General features: G+C 50.2%; 14 protein-coding genes. 11 read left to right on the top strand and 3 right to left on the bottom strand.

The window, feature by feature from the left end:
- Window positions 1-69: 69 nt before the first annotated feature.
- The 7 genes from QFZ51_RS11640 (at window position 70) to QFZ51_RS11670 (ending at window position 14051) form a co-directional block, all read left to right on the top strand.
- Window positions 70-3672, top strand: coding sequence for a SusC/RagA family TonB-linked outer membrane protein (locus QFZ51_RS11640; protein ID WP_429045972.1), 3603 nt, complete (start codon window positions 70-72; stop codon window positions 3670-3672).
- Window positions 3673-3689: 17 nt separating this feature from the next.
- On the top strand, window positions 3690-5300 hold the full coding sequence (locus tag QFZ51_RS11645; protein ID WP_429045974.1) for a SusD/RagB family nutrient-binding outer membrane lipoprotein: 1611 nt from the start codon (window positions 3690-3692) through the stop codon (window positions 5298-5300).
- A 32-nt stretch (window positions 5301-5332) separates the two neighbouring features.
- Window positions 5333-5953, top strand: a complete 621-nt coding sequence (locus QFZ51_RS11650; protein ID WP_429045976.1) for a hypothetical protein — start codon at window positions 5333-5335, stop codon at window positions 5951-5953.
- Window positions 5954-5989: 36 nt separating this feature from the next.
- Window positions 5990-8737, top strand: coding sequence for a M14 family metallopeptidase (locus QFZ51_RS11655; RefSeq protein WP_429045978.1), 2748 nt, complete (start codon window positions 5990-5992; stop codon window positions 8735-8737).
- A gap of 4 nt (window positions 8738-8741) precedes the next feature.
- Window positions 8742-10190, top strand: a complete 1449-nt coding sequence (locus tag QFZ51_RS11660) for an amidohydrolase (protein ID WP_429045979.1) — start codon at window positions 8742-8744, stop codon at window positions 10188-10190.
- Window positions 10191-10207: 17 nt separating this feature from the next.
- The gene (locus QFZ51_RS11665; protein WP_429045981.1) at window positions 10208-13018 is read left to right on the top strand and encodes a M14 family metallopeptidase; all 2811 of its coding nucleotides are present in this window, start codon (window positions 10208-10210) and stop codon (window positions 13016-13018) included.
- Between the two features lie 229 nt (window positions 13019-13247).
- Complete coding sequence (locus QFZ51_RS11670; protein ID WP_429045983.1) at window positions 13248-14051, top strand: DUF4382 domain-containing protein; 804 nt, start codon at window positions 13248-13250, stop codon at window positions 14049-14051.
- 86 nt (window positions 14052-14137) lie between these two features.
- Here the strand turns inward: QFZ51_RS11670 and QFZ51_RS11675 are convergent, their stop codons facing one another.
- From QFZ51_RS11675 to QFZ51_RS11685, 3 genes are read right to left on the bottom strand one after another with little or no spacing between them, the layout of a single operon-like run.
- A complete protein-coding gene (locus QFZ51_RS11675; protein ID WP_429045985.1) occupies window positions 14138-14320 on the bottom strand; it encodes a hypothetical protein in 183 nt (60 codons plus the stop codon).
- Window positions 14310-15182: a PepSY-associated TM helix domain-containing protein gene (locus tag QFZ51_RS11680; protein WP_429045987.1), complete on the bottom strand. Its 873-nt coding sequence runs from the start codon at window positions 15180-15182 to the stop codon at window positions 14310-14312. The genes QFZ51_RS11675 and QFZ51_RS11680 overlap by 11 nt, the downstream gene beginning before the upstream one ends.
- Window positions 15148-15456 carry a PepSY domain-containing protein gene (locus QFZ51_RS11685; RefSeq protein WP_429045988.1) on the bottom strand — a complete coding sequence of 103 codons (309 nt, stop codon included), beginning with the start codon at window positions 15454-15456 and terminating at the stop codon, window positions 15148-15150. The genes QFZ51_RS11680 and QFZ51_RS11685 overlap by 35 nt, the downstream gene beginning before the upstream one ends.
- Before the next feature lie 169 nt (window positions 15457-15625).
- Here QFZ51_RS11685 and QFZ51_RS11690 point away from each other — a divergent pair, with 169 nt between their 5' ends.
- The 4 genes from QFZ51_RS11690 (at window position 15626) to QFZ51_RS11705 (ending at window position 19700) form a co-directional block, all read left to right on the top strand.
- On the top strand, window positions 15626-16438 hold the full coding sequence (locus QFZ51_RS11690; RefSeq protein WP_429045990.1) for a carbon-nitrogen hydrolase family protein: 813 nt from the start codon (window positions 15626-15628) through the stop codon (window positions 16436-16438).
- 245 nt (window positions 16439-16683) lie between these two features.
- Entirely contained in the window at window positions 16684-17199 is a 516-nt protein-coding gene (locus QFZ51_RS11695) for a DUF4402 domain-containing protein (RefSeq protein ID WP_429045992.1), read from the top strand.
- A gap of 186 nt (window positions 17200-17385) precedes the next feature.
- Window positions 17386-18168 carry a hypothetical protein gene (locus QFZ51_RS11700; protein WP_429045994.1) on the top strand — a complete coding sequence of 261 codons (783 nt, stop codon included), beginning with the start codon at window positions 17386-17388 and terminating at the stop codon, window positions 18166-18168.
- Between the two features lie 32 nt (window positions 18169-18200).
- On the top strand, window positions 18201-19700 hold the full coding sequence (locus QFZ51_RS11705; protein WP_429045996.1) for a beta strand repeat-containing protein: 1500 nt from the start codon (window positions 18201-18203) through the stop codon (window positions 19698-19700).
- Window positions 19701-19704 lie beyond the last annotated feature (4 nt).

Raw genomic sequence — 19704 nt, forward strand, 5'->3', positions numbered from 1 at the left:
CCACGTGACAGCGCGGTAAGGGAATTCCTTTGTCAAATTCTTTCCGAAATCTAACAAAGTACAAGGTCTATGCTCATAAATTTAAAGACAAATGCCTTCCTGTCCAAATGCAAGAAAGTAACGGCGGCCAACCTGATGGCAGGCGTATTACTCTATGGTATTACGCATCCCGCTGCGGCATACGCCCAGGGAGTTCTCGACAGGAAAATATCGCTGCAGGCAGATGATATGAGCCTGAAAGGTGTGCTGAACCAGATCCACAGCAAAGCAGAAGTGAAATTTGTATATAGCTCCAGCCACATCGCGCTCGACAGGAAAGTATCCGCAAGGGCCGACCAGGAAGCACTCGGTAAGGTGCTCGACCGGCTCCTCGGCCGCCTCGAAATAGGTTTTGTAGTGAACGATGACTATATCATTCTTACAGATAATGACGCCGCCGCTAAACGTACCGCCAGCCCGGATATGATGACCTCCATCGCACTGGCGGATATTGTAGTGAAAGGAAAAATACTGAATGAAACAGGCGATCCCTTCCCCGGCGCTACCGTCATGGAAAAAGGTACCGGCAATGGCGTCACGTCGGCAGGCGACGGCACCTTCACCCTGAAAGTCAAAGAAGGCGCCACCCTCGTAGTTACCGCCATCGGCTACAGCATCACCGAAGTAAAAGCCGCTGATGCCGGTATCGTACGACTGAAAGCCGCCGTAAAACAATTGCAGGACTTCGTGGTTACAGCCGCCGGAATTGCCCGCCAGAAAAACAGTCTAGGCTACTCCGTAAGCACCATTACCTCGGATAAACTGGCACAGAAATCAGAACCGGACCCCGTAAGAGCCCTTACCGGGAAAGTAGCCGGTGTGAATGTACAATCTGCCGGCGGCGTAGCCGGAGGTGGTACCAATATCACCATCCGCGGTAACTCCTCACTCAATGGCAACAACCAGCCGCTGTTTGTGGTAGACGGCGTTCCCTTCGATAACTCCAGCTTCGCCAACGTGGGCGCGACCACCGTAGGCGGCGCAGGCGTTACCAACCGCGCATTCGACCTCGATCCGAATAATATCCAGACCATGACGGTGCTGAAAGGCGCTGCCGCCGCCGCATTGTATGGATCAAGAGCCGCTAACGGCGCTATCATCATCACCACGAAAGCAGGTAAAAAGAAAAGCAGGAAAGGCACAGAAATTACTTACAACACCGGCTATTCCGTGGAACAGGTGTCCGGCCTGCCCGATTATCAAACCAAATACGGACAAGGTACCAACAACGACTACCGGCAAGGGGTATACGCTTCCTGGGGCCAGCCCTTTGAAGGAGTGGAAAGCATCCTGCCCACACGCGCTACCGTTCCGCATCAGCTCACGCGGCAGTTCTCTTCCGCCGTGTTCCCGCAGTTCTACGAAGCAGATGGCGTAACGCCCATCCAGGTGCCCTACAAATCGTATGCGAAGGACAATGCGAAAAATTTCTTCCGCCAGGGTAGCGTATACGAAAATGCCATCACCATCTCTTCCGGTAGCGAAAAAGGAAACTTCAACGCAGGCTTCTCCAACACAAAAAATAAAGGCGTAGTACCCGGCAATGAAATAACCCGTTCCTCTGTCAACATCGGCGGAAATATCCGGCTGGAAAATAAATTCTATGCCAGCGGCGCTATCAACTACGTCACCACCAGGCAAAAAACACCACCGGTAGGCGGCCTCACAGGCTCTATCATGTCTACCCTCATGTACGTACCAACCAGCTACGATCTCACTAACTACCCTTACGAGAACCCGCTGGATGGTAGTAACGTATACGACTATACGGGAATTGATAATCCCTACTGGTCAGTGAAACACAGTCCTTCTACCAGCGACGTGGACAGGTACTACGGTAACCTCGTACTGGGCTTCGATCCGCTGCCCTGGCTGAATGTGCAGAATACCATCGGCTTTAACGCATACACCGACAGGCGAATGAGCGTACGCGGTAAAGGCAGCTCTTCCTATCCCAACGGAAGCATCACATCAGATAATATTTACCGCCAGGAACTGGATAACACCCTGCTGGTAACCGCCACCAAACCTCTTACATCAGATATATCGCTGCGGGCAATCGTTGGTAACAATGTGAACCAGCGGCTTACAGACAGGAAAGCATTTTACGGGGATAATATCATCGTGGCCGACCTGATAGACATGAACAACACCAGCTCGGTAACACCGATACAGCTGATCAATAACAGGAACATCCTGAAACAACGCTACTACGCCTTCTTTACAGACATCACCTTTGATTATAAAAACTTTGCCTCCCTTAACTTTGTAGGACGCAACGATATTTCCTCTACACTGCCCGCCAATAACAAAAGCTATTTCTACGGCGGTGTAAACGGATCACTGGTATTCACAGAAGCGCTGCATCTGCCCAAAGGAGTACTGAACTTTGGTAAAATAAGAGCAGGCTATACCAAAGTAGGTAACGAAGCCTCTCCTTATCAAACACAAAACTTTTACCAGATCAACCCGATCCTCGGCGCCAGCACTACGCCGGCAAACGTAGGACTGCCCTTTACGCCGGCAGGTGGCAGCGTATATAACGTCGTTACACAGGCCAACCTGCTCACCAACGCTAACCTGAAACCGGAATTTATCACGGAACTGGAACTGGGAACAGAACTGCAGTTCTTTCATAATCGTATAGGCATTGACTTTACCTGGTATAATAAGAAAAGTACTTCGCAGATCTTCGAGGTTACTGCTGCACCCTCTTCCGGCTATACTACCCAGATCCTTAACCTGGGTGAAGCCACCAACAAAGGCGTGGAGTTGGGTTTAACGGTAGTGCCCTTGCAATCCAATAATGGCCTCAACTGGGATATCTCGGCCAACTTCACCCGTAACAGGAACATCATCCGCGACCTGGGAGGATATGAACGCTTCAGCTATGGCGGCACCAACGGTACCAGCAGTGTGCATGTAGTAGGACAACCATACGGCCTTATCCAGGGAACAGCCTATGCACGCGACGAGGAAGGCAATGTGCTCATAGATCCCAACACAGGTAAACCACTGATCTCCGGCGCACTCAAAGCAATCGGTAATCCCAATCCCGATTTCATGGTAGGCATTACCAATACTTTCCGCTTCCGCAGCTTCTCATTGAATATCCTGTTCGATTGGAAACAAGGCGGACAACTGTACTCCCGCACCGTAGCGGAAATGCTGTCGCGCGGCGTTACCCGTGATATGGAAAACCGCGAGTTTACCATTGTATCGCCGGGCGTGCTGGGCGATATCAATACACAAACGCCGCTGCTGGACGACAAAGGCAATAAGATCCCGAATAACGTGGCGCTGTCTTTTGAAGATCATTTCTTCAGCAGCAGTATGGGCCCCGGCAACGGCGGTATTAATGAAGGATCAGTATTCGATGCTACCGTATTTCGCCTGCGGGAAGTGGCACTGGGATATGAACTTCCCAAAAGCTTTTTAGGTAAAACACCTTTCGGGTCTGCCTTCATTTCTGTTACCGGCAGAAACCTCTGGTACAGCGCTCCCAACTTCCCGAAGTATACCAACTTCGACCCGGAAGTCAGTTCGCTCGGCGTTGGTAACTCGCAGGGATACGATAACCTGGCAGTACCCACCACCCGTCGCTTTGGTATAAACCTGAAATGTTCTTTCTGATCATAAAACCTGATATGATGATGGCACTTAAATATATTGCATATACAATAGCACTGGCAGGTGTTTTCACAGTTACCGGTTGTAAAAAATTTGTAGATATCAATACAGATCCAAACAATCCCACCACTGCCCAGTTATCGTTATTGCTGCCGGCGACAGAAGTATCAATGGCAGCCAATATGTACCAGCTGAACAGCGGCACCGCCACTTTTATGCAGTACACCGTTTTCTCCTCCGGCCTGAGCAGGCTGCAGCAACAGGGCACCAGCTTCAACGACTCATGGGACGGGTTTTACACACAAACGCTGAACGACCTGGAGGCTATTATAAAAACGGGCACGGCACAGGAACAATGGGGCTACGTGGCCATCGCCAAACTGGAGAAGGCATACCTCGTAAGCCTGATGGTGGATATGTGGGGAGATATTCCTTATTCACAATCACAAAAAGGCCAGGAAACGGTGAGCCCGCCGTTTGAAAAAGGTGCGGATATTTATGAAGATCTTTTGAAGATGATCGACGAAGCAGCTGTTGATGCCGGGAAAATTTCTGCCACCACACTGGTTCCCGCTACATCCGATCTCCTGTACAGCGGGCTTAAAAGCTCCTGGCTCATGATGGCCAACTCGCTCAAGCTAAAGCTGTATAACCAGATCCGCCTGGTGAATCCTGCACGATCCGCTACCGCTATACAGGCGCTGATCGCCGATCCGGCCACGCTGATTGGTGGCGCCACCAATACCAACGCATCGGACTTTACCTTCCGCTTCGGGCCCGGGCAAAATCCCAACAACAGGCATCCCTGGCACCGGTCGGAATACCAGGGCAGCAAAACGTTTTATATGAGCCAGTCGCTGATCGACCTGCTCTTTAACAACGACGATCCCCGGTTGCGCTACTACATCATTCGCCAGAACGCCACGGCAGGATTAAATAATTCGGCCAACAGCAACGGCTACTATGGCCGCAACCCCGGCGATGGTACCGCCGCACCGGCCGATCTGAACCGGCGCTCTACCTTCGGTATCTATCCCGCCGGCGGTTTGTACGACAATGCACCGGTAAATAATATGCCCGTCACCAATCAATTCCTTACCAATACCAATGCCACCGGCGTCCTCAAAGTAGTGGGCCCTACAGATGGTACCGGCGCAGGCATCATGCCTATGATCACCAACGCCATGGTGAAGTTCATCCGTGCAGAAGCAGCCCTTACGCTCAACACCGGCGACGATGCCCGGCAGGCGTTTAAAGACGGTATCACCGCACATCTCAACAGCGTGAGCACCTATGCCGCCGCGAATGGCGGCGTTGCATTAACCACCACCACCATCGCCGACTTTGCCGCAGGCCTGCTGGTGAAATATGACGCCGCCAGCAATGCCGGTAAACTGGAACTGGTGATGACACAGAAATACATCGCGGAATACGGCAATGGCATGGAAGCGTATAACGACTATCGCCGTACCGGTTTGCCAACGCTGCGCACACCGCTGTCGCCGCTCAACACCTTCCCGTTGCGCCTGTATTATTCAGAAACAGAGCTTACCGCCAATACCAGTTTAGGGGATGACGCCGGCCGCTTGCAGGTAGCGCAACAAACAACACCGGTTTTCTGGGATAAATAGGTAAAAAATTTTACGGGACTAAAATTATAATTATGAAACATTTTATAGTTGCTATAGTGCTTATTTCATCGGTTGCATTTTCCTGTAAAAAGGTGAAGTACGAATGGGAGGGATATACCTATACCGCCGTGCCGGTAGTTACGATAGATACTACCAAAACAGCCCTGCCAACGCGGCAGGCAGGCAAAGTAGCTTTCTTTAACCTGAAAGATCCGGACGTGGCCAGTCAGCAGTTTGCCTTTGCCCTCAGCTGGGAAGGATTCGGGAAAGAAACCGTTACTTCTATTGAAGTGTATACCAGCTATAATAAAGCCGAAACCAGCGTACCTGCTTATCCGTTAGTGATCTCTTCTCCCGGTAACCAATATACGAACATCGCACAGTTTCCGCTGCCCAGCATAGTAGGCACCAACGATCATTTATATGAAACCGTGACCACCTTCCCGAAAACGTATTCCTTTACAGCAGCGCAATTGGCAACACTGAATCATGTAAGTCTTTCAAATGTGAGCGTAAACGATTACTTTTTGTTCAAATTTATCCTCAACCTGGCCGATGGCCGCAGGATCGTCACCTTCTTCAACAATATCTGCGATGAAGCAAGAGGCGAACCCGGCGACTGCCGCGTAGGTGTGAGGTTTAAAAAACAATAGAGAACCCGTTTTGATCAACTGAAACTGATAACCCGTATGAATAGGAAATTTTACGGCCTGCTACTCCTGTTGCTGACTGTCGCAGCCGGCGCATGGGCACAACAGGTGCCATCTCCCAAAGAACACTTTGGTTTTAATATAGGGGATGATTATAAACTGGCCAACTATACACAAACGGCCGCCTACTTTAAAAAGCTGTCGGCTTCTCCCCGTACAAAACTGGAGGATATCGGGCTTACAGAAGAAGGTCGTCATCAGTATATGCTCATCGTTTCTTCCCCGGAAAATATAAAGCGGCTGGAACGGTATAAAGCCATCTCACAGCAACTGGCACACGCGGAAGGTCTTACCGACCAGCAAGCCCGCGAACTGGCCGCAGAAGGGAAGTCCATCATCTGGATCGACGGCGGATTGCATGCCACCGAAGTAGTAGGCACCCACCAGCTTATAGAAACCATGTGGCAGCTGGTAAGCCGTACAGATCCGGAAACCATGAATATCCTGGACAACGATATCATCCTCTTAACACATGCCAACCCCGACGGACAGGAACTGGTGTCCGACTGGTACATGCGCGAACCCGATACCAGCAAAAGAGCTACTAACATACCACGGCTATACGAAAAGTATGTAGGACACGATAATAACCGCGACTTCTACATGATGAACATGAAAGAGAGCCAGAACATCAGCCGCCAGCTGTTTGTGGAGTGGCTCCCGCAAATCATGTATAATCATCACCAGCGCGGCCCCGCGGGCTCCGTGCTGGCCGGTCCGCCATACCGCGATCCCTTCAACCATGTGTTCGATCCGCTGATCGTAACCAGTATAGACGCCGTAGGCGCCGCTATGAACAACCGGCTCAACGTGGAAGGAAAACCCGGCTATACCCAGCGCGCCGGCTCACAGTTCTCCACCTGGTGGAACGGCGGCTTGCGCACTACGCCCTACTTTCATAATATGGTAGGAATCCTGACGGAAATAATAGGCAGTCCCACACCGGAAAATGTACCCCTGGTACCCGAACGGCTCATCCCGAACGGCGCTACACCCAACCCGGTAACGCCACAGCGGTGGCACTTCCGGCAGTCGATTGACTACTCCGTATCGCTCAACTATGCCGTACTCGACTACGCCTCCCGCTATCGCAGCGAACTGTTGTTCAATATCTACCGCATGGGCGCCAACGCTATTGCGAGAGGAAACCGTGACAACTGGACGTTCTACCCGAGCTATATCGACAGCATAAAAATTGCCAATAAGAACAATAAAAAATCCGAACCCGGTACAGAAGGAGAAGGTGGTGGCGAATTCTCCTTCGGCCGGGAGGATACTGTGGCGGTGAAATACTACGATGCTGTGCTGAAAGACCCCGGACGCAGGGATGCCCGCGGCTACATCATCCCGGCAGATCAGCCGGATTTCCCCACCGCCGTGAAGTTTATCAATGCCCTCATTCAATCAGGCATAGCGGTGCAGAAAGCCACGGCTGGTTTTACAGTGGGAGGAAAACAATATCCTGCCGGCTCATACATTGTAAAAACCAACCAGGCTTTTCGCCCGCATGTAATAGACATGTTCGAACCACAGGACCATCCCAACGATTTTCAATATGAAGGTGGTCCGCCTATCCGGCCCTACGATGCCGCCGGATGGACGCTGGCCTTCCAGATGGGTGTACAGTTTGATCGTATTCCCGAAGCCTTCAGTGGTCCGTTTGAAAAACTGCCATACGGCAGCCTGCAATCCCCGCCAAAGCAGGAAGTGGCCATGGGCAAAGGTTACCTCATTGATGCCCGCATCAACAATGCTTTCATCGTAGTGAACGATCTGCTGAAAGCAGGCGTGAAAGTATTTCGTGTGCCCGTTGGCGTTAAAGAGGCAGGTAGCTTCTACATCCCTTCCTCTGCTAAAGCGCATGAACTGCTCGCAAGAGATGCGGCCTCATTTGGTATACCCGTTACCGTTAGTGACAGCAAACCTGCCGGCTTGAAAGCAGTAGCGCCCATGCGCATCGGCATCTGGAACAACTACGGCGGATCTATTCCCGCCGGCTGGATCAGCTGGCTGATGGAACAGTATCACTTCTCTTATGAATTCGTTTATACCTCCGCTATTGACAGTGGAAAGCTCCGCAGCAAATACGACATGATCATTTTTGCTACCGGCGCCATACCCGATACCGGCAAACCTAAAAAGACACGCAACGGATTTGAAACCAAACCACCTAAACCAGCTGAACTGCCAACGCAATACCGCGGCTGGCTGGGGAAAATTACCGCGGATACCTCCATTCCCCGGCTGAAGAAATTCCTGGAAGACGGCGGCCGTATTGTTACCATTGGCAGCAGTACCAACCTGGCCTATCACCTGCAACTGCCGGTACAGAATGCACTGGTGGAAAAGAACAGCAAAAATGAATGGAAATCACTCAGCGGTACCAAATACTATATTCCGGGCAGTCTCCTGCTGGCGGATATAGATACTACCGTTGCGGAAACTTTCGGCATGGCGGCAAGAAATGATGTGTATTTTGAGCGCAGCCCCGTTTTTAAACTGAGTGCCACCGGTGATACCGCCAGCATTAAAAAACTGATGTGGTTTTCAGACGATAAACCATTACACAGCGGATGGGCCTGGGGCCAGCAGTACCTCAAAAATGGCATTGCAGCATTTGTGGCGCCGGTAGGCAAAGGCAAACTGTATGCCTTTGGTCCGGAAATCACGTTCCGGGGTCAATCTCACAGTACCTTCAAATTACTGTTTAACCAATTGTATAAATAATTTTATGAGGCAGCAAATCATTTTGAGCAGCATAATGTGTGGTTTCGCATTTTCCGCGGCAGCGCAACAACAGAAAGATAAAGCAGCCATGATCACGTATCTTGATCAGCATACCGCCAGTTACGATTCCATTGCAAAAAAGATCTGGAGCTATGCGGAACCGGGTTACCTGGAAGAAAAAAGTGCGGCACTGCTGCAAACAGCTTTACAGCAACAGGGCTTCACCGTAAAAGCGGGTATCGCCGGTATTCCTACTGCTTTTGAAGCCAGCTATGGCAGCGGCGAACCAATAATCGCCATACTGGCAGAATACGACGCGTTACCCGGCTTGTCACAGGAAGCAGTTCCTGAAAAACACCCGGTGAAAGACGGCGGTCCCGGACATGGCTGCGGTCATAATCTTTTTGGAACCGCCTCCGTGGCGGCGGCCATCAGTGTGAAAAACTGGCTGCAATCCAGCGGTGCAAAAGGAACGATCCGGTTATATGGTTGCCCTGCGGAAGAAGGCGGCTCCGGGAAAGTATACATGGTAAGGGAAGGATTATTTAAAGATGTAAATGCAGTGCTGCACTGGCATCCGGGTAACCAGAATTCTGCGGCAGTGTCGCCCTGGCTGGCCAATAAGAACGCAAAGTTCAGGTTTTATGGCACGGCGGCTCATGCGGCGGCCTCTCCTGAAAAAGGCCGTTCCGCCCTCGATGGCGTGGAAGCAATGGATTATATGGTGAACATGATGCGGGAGCATATTCCTTCTACCACCCGCATTCACTATGTGATCACCAAAGGTGGCGACGCTCCCAACGTAGTACCTGCATTTGCAGAAGTATATTACTATGTAAGGCACCCGGAAATGAAAGTGGTGAAAAGCGTGTGGGAACGGCTGGTAAAGTGCGCGGAAGGCGCTGCGCTGGGAACCGGTACCCGCATGGATTACGAGGTAATAGGAGGGGTGTATAACATGTTGCCCAATATTACCCTGTCGCAAATAATGGATATAAATCTCCACCAGGTGGGCGGTTTCAGCTACACCCCGGAAGAAAAGGAGTTTGCAAAAAAGATCCAGGCCAGCTTCGTGGAAAAAGATAACACTCCCGATCCTGATACGGTCACTTCCCGCGTGAGTCCTTTTGCAATGATCCGCGAAGGCGGCAGCGCCTCTTCCGATGTGGCGGATGTAAGCTGGGTGGCTCCTACAGCCGGCATTGTAACGGCCACCTTTGTGCCCGGATCTTCCGGTCACAGCTGGCAGAACGTAGCCGCTGCCGGCAGCAGCATCGGCATAAAAGGCATGATGGTGGCCGCCAAAACCATGGCGCTCACCGCATACGATTTATTCAAAAGCCCGGAAACCCTGAAAGTGGCAAAAGAAGAACTGGATAAAAGACAGGGAACCGGGTTCAAATATGAAGCAATGCTGGGCGACAGAAAACCCGCACTGGATTATCGTAAATAACTCAATCAGTAAATGTTATGAGAAATAAACTGCTTGTCACGCTTACCGCTGTTGGATTGTATTGCACAACGGCGATGGCGCAAAATATTCCTTCCCCGAAAGATCATTTTGGTTTTAACATCGGGGACGATTATCAGCTGGCTAACTACACGCAAACAGCCGCGTATTTTAAGAAACTGGCTGCCACGTCGAACCGCGTACAGCTGGTGGACATCGGTAAAACAGAAGAAGGCCGCGATCAGTACATGCTGATCATCTCTTCTCCCGCAAACCTTAAACTGCTGGAAAAATATAAAAAGATATCACAACAGCTGGCACGCGCAGAAGGCATCTCCACTGAACAGGCACGGGAACTGGCCGCAGAAGGAAAAGCAGTGGTATGGATAGATGGCGGCTTGCACGCCACGGAAGTAGTAGGCACTCACCAGCTCATTGAAACCGCCTGGGAACTGAGTAGCCGGAAAGACCCGGAAACCATGCGCATTCTCGACAATGTGATCATTCTCATGACACACGCCAACCCCGACGGCCAGGAGCTGGTGTCCAACTGGTACATGCGGAATCCAGATACACTGAAACGTACGGTTGATCAACTGCCCGTACTATACCAGAAGTACATCGGGCACGATAATAACCGCGATTTCTACATCATGAATATGAAGGAAAGCGTGAACATGGGGCGCCAGCTGTTCCTGGAATGGATGCCGCAAATTATGTACAATCACCACCAGCGCGGGCCGGAAGGATCCGTACTCGCAGGCCCTCCTTACCGCGACCCTTTCAATTATTTCTTTGACCCGCTGATGATCACTGGCATCGATGCACTCGGCGCAGCGATGTATAACCGCCTCAATGCGGAAGATAAACCCGGCTACACCCGCCTCAATGGCTCCAGCTTCTCTACCTGGTACAATGGCGGCTTACGCACAACCACGCAGTATCATAACATGATCGGGCTGCTTACGGAAATTATCGGCAACCCTACACCGGAAAAAATTCCGGTAGTGCCGCAACGACTGATCCCCAACGGCGCTACCCCGAACCCGGTAACACCGCAAAACGACTGGCGCTTCAAACGCTCGATTGATTACTCGGTATCGCTCAACTACGCGGTGCTCGATTACGCAGCAAGACAACGTGATGAAGTGCTTTTCAATATTTACAAAATGGGGAAGAATGCTATCGATAAAGGCAACCAGGATTCGTGGACATTATCACCCAAACGCTCCGAAGCCATTACCGCTGCTTTTAAAAAGGATAACGTGGACTCCACCGACAAAAACGATGGCAGCGATCCGTATGGATGGATGCGCAGGGGAAGCAATATCCCGATGAAGTATTATGATGCGGTGTTTAAAGATCCTGCCGGAAGGGATCCCCGCGGATACATCCTCCCCGCCGACCAGGCCGATTTCCCCACCGCCGTGAAATTTATCAATGCCCTCATTAAAGCCGGCATACAGGTACAGAAGGCAGATGCACCGTTCACAGTAGCCGGTAAACAATACCCTGCCGGCTCCTACATCGTAAAAACAAACCAGGCCTTCCGCCCGCATGTATTGGATATGTTTGAACCACAGGATCATCCAAACGATTTTCAGTATCCTGGTGGTCCTCCCATCCGGCCTTATGATGCTGCCGGATGGACACTGGCGTTTCAAATGGGCGTGCAGTTCGACAGGATCCTGGATAGCTTCGACGGACCCTTTATAAAATTGCCCTATGGCGCTTTACAATCACCTCCCAAAGCAGCGCTGGCTACTGCCGGCGGCTACCTCCTGAGTGCGCGGGAAAACAACGCCTTCATCGCGGTAAATGACCTTATGAAAGCAGGCGTGAAAGTATACCGTCTTACCAAAGGAGTAGCCGGCAACGATAAAGCCGTTGCGGGTAGCTTTTATGTGCCTGCAGATGGCAAAGCAAAAGAGATCCTGCAACAATCCGCCAATACCCTCGGACTTAAAACCACCGGTATCAGCAAACGCCCGGCCGGAACAGTGAGTATGGCGCCCATGCGCATTGCATTATGGGACACCTACGGCGGCTCTATGCCCTCCGGCTGGATGCGGTGGATCATGGAGCAGTATCATTTCCCTTTCGAGGTAATATACCCGCAGGATATCGATACCGGTAATCTCCGCAGTAAATACGATGCCATCATCTTCGCTACCCGTGCTATTCCACCGGTATCAGGAGCAGAACCCAACAGGTATGGCTATGCCCCCAAAGATCCTTCGCCCGCAGATATCCCGGAACAATACCGGCATTTGTTAGGGAAGATCACGAAAGAGAAATCTATTCCGCAGATAAAAACATTCCTGGAAGAAGGCGGCACCGTGATCACGATCGGCAGCAGCACCAACCTGGCCTATCATCTCGGCCTGCCGGTGCACAATGCCTTGGTCGAAACAGATAAAGCCGGCAAGGAAAAACCATTACCCGGTACAAAGTATTTTGTACCCGGAAGCATCCTGCAGGTGTCTTTCGATAGCACACACCCCGCCGCATGGGGCCTTCCCGCTGTTGGAGATGTGAACTTCGATAACAGTCCCGTGTTCCGCCTGGACCCAGATGCAGCTGATAAAGGAATTAAGCCCATTGCCTGGTTTTCCACAGATAAACCGCTGCATAGCGGCTGGGCATGGGGACAAACATACCTGAAAGATGGCGTGGCCGCATTTTCTGCCCCCGTGGGCGCCGGCATGCTCTATGCCTTTGGCCCTGAAATTACTTTCCGCGCCCAGTCGTTAGGCACCTTCAAATTGTTGTTCAATGACCTCTATGGAATGGACACCAAAGAAGCAAAGCTGGTGAGAAAGAAGGGATAAGAGATACTGTTTATGCATATGTCAACAGAACGGCCAGGCAATTTGCCTGGCCGTTCTGTTGACAGGAAAACGCTCATCCACCGGTGTGTCCGTTTTCCGGTACAGTTTTTGTTTTCCGGGGAGTATACTTACAACTCAAACACGAAAATCTGTCACTATCTGTTGTCAACTTTATCAACTCAAATTCAAATTTTAACCGAAAACTGTTATTCAATTCAATTCTTGAATCATGAAAAACCAATTCTTCGCCACGTTAATGGTGGTTTCCGCATCCATGCTATTCTTTAGTGCGTGCAGCAAAGACGAGTCTTCCTCCAACAGTGGAAAGTCGAAGCTCACAGTGTACCTGACAGATGATCCGGCTATTTACGATGAAGTGAACATCGATATCCAGGACATCCAGGTAAATGCATCAGCTGATGCAGCAGAAACAGGTGCAGGTTGGGTATCTGTTCCCCTGGCACGTCCCGGCGTGTATAACCTGCTTGATTTCAGAAATGGATTAGACACCTTACTGGCGTCAAAAGAATTACCCGCCGGTAAAATTTCACAGATCCGGTTGGTATTGGGCACCAACAACAGCGTAGTATTGAATGGGGTATCCCACCCGCTGGAAACGCCTTCTGCTCAGCAATCAGGTTTAAAACTGAATGTGCATGCCGACCTGGTAGCCGACATCGAATACCGCCTCTGGATCGATTTTGATGCCGGTCGCTCTATCGTTACCACCGGAAGCAATAAGTACATCCTGAAACCAGTGATCCGTACTTATACAGCAGCAACCAGCGGTACTATTAAAGGAATTGCGTTACCATTACTGCAGGTGAAAGGCGTATATGCTATTCAGAACACTGATACCGTGGCTTCCGCATTACCGGACGCATTAACCGGCGCCTATGTAATTTCAGGCTTAAGCGCAGGTACCTATAATGTGGCTATTGCCGGTAATGGTATTTTAAAAGATACTACTGTTGCTGCCGTAGCAGTAAAAACAGGGGAAGTATCTACCGTAAGCACGATCACATTGAAGTAATCATCAAAATAGCATTGAAAAAATCGGCCAACCAGATTGACTGATTGGCCGATTTTTTTTATCGTAATAACGAAGGTATCAGGTGCTTAACCCTGCTTCCCCGTAAAATAATAGTTGCGCACAATGATGATAACAGGTATGGCCAGCGCTATCCAGGAAAATACATCCCAGTAACCGTCGCCCATCAGCGCTGTAATTAATCCAGCTATCGACAGCAATGCCATCAGCAGCGGTTTTCCCCATAATCTGAAAAAAGCACTATTCTTCATCCTGGTATACAGTTTTTTCGGTTAGCCTGCTCCATTGCAGGTTGGCAGCCTTTCTGCGTGCAAACCACAGGTAAAGGCCGGTAATTAATACAATGATGGTAGCCAGGTCAAATAATGCCCAGATGACTTTTAGAGGCATCCCGCCATAATCGCCGAAATGCAGGGGCTCCGATAAAAACAGGGTGTTTACAAACCAGGGCATGCGCCGGGCATCGGTAAGCGCGCCGGTTTTGGCATCTATCAGTGCAGGCATCAGTAACCTTGAGGTGAGGGCGGTATTGCCCCGCATAAATACAGCGTAGTGATGTTTGCTGGAAAACAAGGTACCGGGATAGGTGACGATGCGCGGTTCCATATGCGGTGCTGCTTTTCGCGCTACCTCCATTGCACCGTCCAGTGAACTCAGCTTGCCGGTAAGCGGTTGCTGTTGGGCGTAGGGTGCCACCATCTCTTTTAACTGCCCCTGTTGCCACAGGCCAAGGATTACATCCGACAACGTGTTGATCACACCGGTAAGCCCTACCACGCTGGCCCAGGTGAGCGTAACAATTCCAATCAGGTTATGAGTATCCAGCCATTTCAGGCGGTTCGATTTATATTTCCGGACCATCCCGAAATCGTACTTTTTCATGATACGCCCATAAAGTACTATGCCGGAAACAATGGCAATAATGAATAAGATGCCCATCAGGCCCAAAAATAATTTCCCGCCAATACCAAGAAACATATTGATGTGGATCTTTAATATAACGTCCATTAATCCATCAGTAGTTGGCTTGCCCAGCACGGCGCCGGTATACATGTTGAGCGCTACATACCTGCTTCCTTCAGGAGGAGCATCGGGTTGGGGCCGCGAGGTCAAATAAGATCTTGTTTTCATCTTTCTCGTCCCAGAAAATATACCGTATTTTTTCTGCCGGGTATTGCTGGCCGGCAAGTACGGCGAGAGAGTCCAGGCTTAGTTTACGCGTGCCCTCCGGTATTTCAGCTGCTACCTGTTTCTCCAGCAGTCCATCCAGCTCCTCATGAAAGATCAGCGGGAGACCAGTTAAACACAGCATCAGTAAAAAAACAGTGCAAACGAGGCTGGTCCATTTATGCCACAGAAACCAACGCTTTGCGGTTCTTATATTCATTATTTAACAGGTATAATTCAACCCCAAAGATTGATCGCTTCCCTTAATTTTCGTTTACGGAATCCGGAATTACTTTTTACAAATCCGGAATTTTATCGGGTACCGGTCATTTAAAGTCAGCCTCTTCTTTAATAATTCTGAATAACTTTGTTGTCATAATCTGCATCTTATGAAAATAGCACTGGCTGCTCCACCACCTCCAACATCTATCAGCGACGGTTTGTTATGGGCTGAAAAACTGATAGGAGAGGCAGCAAAACAACACGCGGAAATTATCTGTTTCCCGGAGTCCTATATTCCCGGTTATCCGGGTATGGGTTTTCCGGAAGAAGAACGTTCTCCCCGGAACCTGCAGGAGGCGCTGGAAAAAGTGGGTAAACTCGCCGCTGAAAATTCCATCGCCGTTATTATGCCCATGGACTGGCATCAGGGAGATGCATTGCTGAATGTGGCCTTTGTGATTGCAGCCACCGGTGAAGTATTGGGATACCAAACTAAAAACCAGTTAGATCCCACAGAAGATAATATCTGGATACCCGGTACCGCACGCAGCATCTTTGAAGTGAATGGTGTGAAGTTTGGTATCACGATCTGTCATGAGGGATTCCGCTATCCCGAATCCGTCCGGTGGGCAGCGCGGCACGATGCTAAAATAGTATTTCACCCGCATTGCACCGGCAGCAATACTACCGGTGAACTACTCACCGAATGGGGCCATATCAATAATCCCTACTACGAGAAAGCCATGATGATGCGCGCATTGGAAAATACCATCTACTTCGCCAGCGCTAATTATGCATTTACATATCCCGATTCAGCCAGCTCCATCATTGGCCCCGATGGTACCTGCATAGCACACGGGGAATATGGTAAACCGGGCGTAATAGTAGCTGCAATCGATCCGGCGCTGGCTACAGGTTTGCTGGCGAAGAGATACAGGTCGGCGTTATATGAAAATCGCAATAAGGAAGCCGCTGAATGACGGACTGAGCAAACCACATGAAAAATTAATACGTAAATATTGGATAAAGAATCAGCTCGGAGTAAACGGTTCTAAATATTTGTATTATCTTCATAGTGGAAATTGTCGTGATTATAATGACTGGATTATGAAAGCCTTAGCCCTGTTTGACATCTGTAGCTTGTGATCGGTACGTTAGTCATTTTACTGTTCTGTATCCTAAAACAATCTTCAAATACATTCCCTCATCATTAAAACAGCCGAGAATGAAAAGAACTAGTCTTATTTCCGCCGTTACGCTCGTATTTGCAGCCCTTACAACCAACGCATTCGCGCAGGAAACCGCTTCCGCTACTGCTACCGCTACTATTGTGACACCCATCAGCATTGTGAAAGATGTGGATATGAATTTTGGTAACGTTGCAGTACAGTCAACCACTGGAGGAACGGTTGTGCTTACTCCCGCAGGCGTTCGCAGCGCTACGGGCGGTGTTACACTGCCCACCACTGCTACAGGAACTATTACAGCCGCTTCCTTTACTGTAACAGGTACCGGCAGTTATTCCTACAGCATTACATTGCCGTCTACTGCGCTTACTATCACCAGCGGATCCAATACGATGACGGTTACAAATTTCACCAGCGACCCTTCAGGAGTTGGTACACTTACTGCCGGTACGCAAACACTTAATGTGGGTGCTACCCTGAATGTAAGTGCCGCACAGGCTGCCGGAACATATGTTTCAGCTACCCCCTTTGATGTAACTGTTAATTACAACTGATCAACCGGTTATAACACATAACTGCCCACGCTTTACAACAACCTTAATCATATCCTGTGTAGCTGCGAAGCGCGCAGCTACACGCTTATTCCAAAGCATGAACCCATGAATGTATCGGTACCACCGAATAATTACGTCGTTAGATATCCTTACTATTTTGTAATCATATGTATGATATGTTTTTGCATGGCAATACAGGAAACATGCGCACAGGGCAACCTGCTCGTAACCCCTGTACGGGTCGTTTTTGAAGGCACGAAACGTGCAGAAGAACTGAATCTTGCGAACTCAGGAAAAGATACCGCCAGGTATCTTATTTCATTTGTTGAAATCAGGATGAATAAGAACGGCACCTTTCAACAGATCAACGAACCTGATTCAGGGCAACAGTTCGCCAGTAAATACCTGCGCTTCTTTCCCCGGAGCGTGGTACTAGGCCCCAATGAAGCACAGGCAATAAAACTGCAGTTAACCGCGGCCAGTCAGCTGGAACCCGGTGAATACCGTTCGCATCTTTATTTCCGGGCGGTACCGGATGAAAAACCCATCGGTGAAGATGATCCGCCTAAAGACAGCACCGGCATCAATGTAAAGCTCACCCCGGTTTTTGGTATCACCATCCCGGTAATTATACCGGTGGGGGAAACCGCCGCCAGCGTGCAGTTGTCAGACCTCTCTGTTGACCTCGCAAAAGACCCGGGCCTGAATGTATTATTCAACCGGCTGGGTAACTCTTCCGTGTACGGTGATCTCACAGTGGATTATGTGTCGCCACAGGGAAAAACAACACAGGTAGGAGTCGCCAGGGGGCTGGCTGTATACACACCAAACACACAGCGTTATCTTCATCTTCCACTTGAAAACAAACCCGGTATTAATTACCATACCGGCAAATTACGGGTAGCATATATCACCAAATCAAAAGCTTCAACAGAACAACTGGCCCAGGCCGAGTTGCAGTTACGGTAGCCGGGAGAAAGTCTCCATCAAATAACGCTCCTATGGAAGTGATTGTACATTGGTTCGTTCATCAGTTTTACATCAGGATAATCAGGGCTCTTCTTTCCGGCGTCCCCCGTATACCCATGTCCGCCTGCGGCAGAGGCCTGCTGATACTGTTACTGCTCTTCCCGGTTATGTTATCGGCGCAAACAAGATGGAAAGGAACATTTAGCAGCTCCTGGTCTAACAGCGCCAACTGGACCGCCGGTGTACCCAATGCCAATGTGGACGCTATCATTGGCGATGCCGCTTTTACCGGGATATTTTACCCCGTGATCAGCTACAGCGCCAGTTGTAAATCACTTACCGTAGGCGCAGGCACTAATGCGGTATTAACCATTTCCCAAAGCCTCACCGTGGCGGGCGACCTGGTAATTGGTTCCGGCAGCACTATTTCCCAACGCGGCGTTACCCTTACTTTAAAAGGTAACTGGACCAACTCAGGCACTTACAGCACTTCGAGTACCAATGCCAAAGTAACCTTTGCAGGAACCACCCAGTCTATAGGCGGCGCCTCGGTTACCACTTTCAGGAAACTCACCATCGGCGTGGGTAGTACCACTACGCAAAATGTGAACATGACCGTTTCCGGTACCTTTGCAGTGAACGGCACATTCGTTCCGGCAGATGTAGCCACTCCCGTGCTTATTTCCGGGGCTGCCACCACCTCCGTAGCCGCCGGTGGCATCTTACACGTAAAAGCGGCAGCTATCGGAGGGAACTACGGCCTCACAGGTACAGTAACCCTCGCCGCCGGCAGTATTGTAGATTATAGCGGTACCCTGGTAAATCAAACCGTCCGGAACACCCTTACCTATTCCACCCTCCGCATCAGCGGCACTGGTATAAAAACACTGGGCGGAAATTTAAACGCGCTGAATGCAACTACGGCAACAGCCGGGAAAATAGAAGTGCTCGCCGGCACACTCGACCTGTCCACCTTTACCGCCAACAGAGGTACTACAGTGCCCGGTGGCGGTTTAACCGTAGTCAACAATGCTATCCTGAAGATCGGTGGTGTGAACACCTTCCCGGTTAACTATGCTACCGTTTCACTTGGCCTTACCAGTACCGTGGAATACAATGGTACCAATCAGTCGGTAGCGGTACAGCCCTATGGAAATCTTACCCTGTCTGCCGGCAGCGGGGCAGCTATTAAAACCATGCCTGCTACGGCACTTACCATATCAGGAAACCTTACCTCGACCATTGGCAGCGGTACCTCCGTGAGCTTTACCGCTGCTTCCAACATCACGGTGAGCGGTAATGTAAATATTGGCGCAGCTACTACCTTCAACGGAGGAAGCTTCACCACCACCACCACTTCCAATTGGGTAAATAATGGTGTTTTCAGCGGCGGTACAGGAACGGTGGTATTGGCGGGAGGAGGTGCTTCTATCAGCGGAACAGGCACACATAATTTCAATAATCTCACCGTCGCTGCCACCAATATTACCGCGGCTGCCGGGTACTGCCATTACAGTCTCCGGAAATTTTAGCAGC

Origin of the sequence: Chitinophaga sp. W3I9, assembly GCF_050434025.1 — a bacterium.
In the GTDB taxonomy this organism is placed as follows: domain Bacteria; phylum Bacteroidota; class Bacteroidia; order Chitinophagales; family Chitinophagaceae; genus Chitinophaga.

Bases quoted from the DNA above. Each gene is read 5' to 3' on its own strand.
- QFZ51_RS11655 (WP_429045978.1), top strand. From the start codon at position 5,990: ATGAATAGGAAATTTTACGGCCTGCTACTCCTGTTGCTGACTGTCGCA.
- QFZ51_RS11665 (WP_429045981.1), top strand. From the start codon at position 10,208: ATGAGAAATAAACTGCTTGTCACGCTTACCGCTGTTGGATTGTATTGC.
- QFZ51_RS11645 (WP_429045974.1), top strand. From the start codon at position 3,690: ATGATGGCACTTAAATATATTGCATATACAATAGCACTGGCAGGTGTT.
- QFZ51_RS11695 (WP_429045992.1), top strand. From the start codon at position 16,684: ATGAAAAGAACTAGTCTTATTTCCGCCGTTACGCTCGTATTTGCAGCC.
- QFZ51_RS11675 (WP_429045985.1), bottom strand. From the start codon at position 14,320: ATGAAGAATAGTGCTTTTTTCAGATTATGGGGAAAACCGCTGCTGATG.
- QFZ51_RS11690 (WP_429045990.1), top strand. From the start codon at position 15,626: ATGAAAATAGCACTGGCTGCTCCACCACCTCCAACATCTATCAGCGAC.
- QFZ51_RS11650 (WP_429045976.1), top strand. From the start codon at position 5,333: ATGAAACATTTTATAGTTGCTATAGTGCTTATTTCATCGGTTGCATTT.
- QFZ51_RS11700 (WP_429045994.1), top strand. From the start codon at position 17,386: ATGGCAATACAGGAAACATGCGCACAGGGCAACCTGCTCGTAACCCCT.
- QFZ51_RS11705 (WP_429045996.1), top strand. From the start codon at position 18,201: ATGGAAGTGATTGTACATTGGTTCGTTCATCAGTTTTACATCAGGATA.
- QFZ51_RS11670 (WP_429045983.1), top strand. From the start codon at position 13,248: ATGAAAAACCAATTCTTCGCCACGTTAATGGTGGTTTCCGCATCCATG.
- QFZ51_RS11685 (WP_429045988.1), bottom strand. From the start codon at position 15,456: ATGAATATAAGAACCGCAAAGCGTTGGTTTCTGTGGCATAAATGGACC.
- QFZ51_RS11660 (WP_429045979.1), top strand. From the start codon at position 8,742: ATGAGGCAGCAAATCATTTTGAGCAGCATAATGTGTGGTTTCGCATTT.
- QFZ51_RS11640 (WP_429045972.1), top strand. From the start codon at position 70: ATGCTCATAAATTTAAAGACAAATGCCTTCCTGTCCAAATGCAAGAAA.